Source organism: Oleiphilus sp. HI0080 (genome assembly GCF_001635135.1).
Window position 1 is genome coordinate 1 of sequence record NZ_LWFU01001031.1, and the last position, 1,459, is coordinate 1,459.

General features: G+C 45.6%; 3 protein-coding genes. 1 reads left to right on the forward strand and 2 read right to left on the reverse strand.

All coding sequences use genetic code 11. The features are described from left to right. Positions 1-392, reverse strand: a 392-nt coding sequence (locus A3751_RS19350) for a DsbA family protein (protein WP_197466528.1), incomplete at its 3' end; no start/stop codon positions are given. Positions 393-432: 40 nt separating this feature from the next. After that, positions 433-783, reverse strand: coding sequence for a rhodanese-like domain-containing protein (locus tag A3751_RS19355; RefSeq protein ID WP_068451627.1), 351 nt, complete (start codon positions 781-783; stop codon positions 433-435). Between the two features lie 275 nt (positions 784-1,058). Between A3751_RS19355 and A3751_RS19360 the strand changes: the two genes are divergently transcribed. Then, on the forward strand, positions 1,059-1,316 hold the full coding sequence (locus A3751_RS19360) for a DUF2282 domain-containing protein (RefSeq protein WP_068451624.1): 258 nt from the start codon (positions 1,059-1,061) through the stop codon (positions 1,314-1,316). The last annotated feature ends 143 nt before the right edge of the window (positions 1,317-1,459 follow it).

Here is a 1,459-nt window from a genome sequence, read left to right on the forward strand (position 1 = left end):
TCTAACGCTTGCATAAAGAAAGCTTGCCTTAGCGTCAAAGCGAAGGCCTTTGCCTTGTCTTGTCCATAGCTGAGTGAAATCGCTTTGATAAACATATGTGCATTAGCAGAAGTGCTTGGTCGAACTTCTGTCCAGAGACGGTCGTTAACTGTCGCATTGTCGTATGGTTGCACTGCATGCATTACGTGTTGAGCAAATCCTTCATAACTGCCTCGCTCCGTCCATTGCAGCTCTATTCTCTTAGCGACGTCACCAAAAAGATCAATGTAATAGTGGTTGATGGCAATCTGGTCACCAAATTGTTCATGTAGTTCGTCCAGTCGACGCTGAGCAATCCAAGCCCAGACGCAAAGCAGATCAGTGTAGTAGTCGATTACAATCGGGGGGCTCATAAAATCTCTACCTCGTTTTACTGAGAATGTACGGTTTGAATTAATTGTCTGCTTGTGCGGACAAGACTTGATCAAGAGCGCAGGTAATGACTATTACGTTGGTATAGCCCACTCTTTGAAGTTGCTCGGCGGCCAGTGTCGCACGTGCTCCAGTGGAACAATGAATATAGATCGGCGTGTCTGCTGAGCAAGCGTGCTCTCCAATTTTCATTTCAATTACGCCGCGAGGAATATTGACGGACTTGGGAGCGCTTACTTCAGCTACTTCACCAGGTTCCCTGACATCAATGATGATCGCCTTCTTAGGAAGGTCATTCAGGCATTCACTGGCGGTTGCGCAATTTAAGTTGGTTCGCGCTTCCTGAATCAATTGCGGAATGGATATAATCATGTATGGCTCTTCTCTCTTTGAGAACTCTATGATGGATGCAGAGTCATTATGCACGAGTATCAGGAAAGTGTAACGGATCGCTTACTCCCGATCTAACGTCAGATCTTGTTGTAGAAAAGGCATAAGTAAAAGCTTTAGTTCGTCTTCTGAATTGCTTGTGCCTGTGATGCAAAAACAAAAAAAATATGAACTTCTCGCAAAGCGCCGAGTCTCTACTTGCGACTGTGTTAAAAAATAGCGCATTCCAAAACAAATAACTTTGAGAGGATCAAGAGATGACAACAGTAAGCAAACTCACTAAATCAACAATTGCAGGCTTAGTAACTTTAGGCGTAATGGGCGCATCTTCAGATGCACTTGCAGGCAAGCCGGGTTTCGAGAAATGTCAGGGTATCGCGAAAGCAGGCATGAACGATTGTGGTACTAGCAAGCACAGCTGTGCAGGCCAAGCTGCGACCGATGGCGATCCAGAAGAGTGGGTGTATGTGCCAGAAGGAACGTGCAAAAAAATTGTAGGCGGCAAAGTTAAGTAAGTACTGCTTTGGCGCGGGGTCGGGTCTATGGGTTCGAAAGTATCAGATCAAAAGCTAGAGGGCTTAGGACTCGGTCTACGCGCGAAACATTATCAGGATATTCTCACTTCTGATTCTAATCCTGATTCCAGCTCTAGTATCAG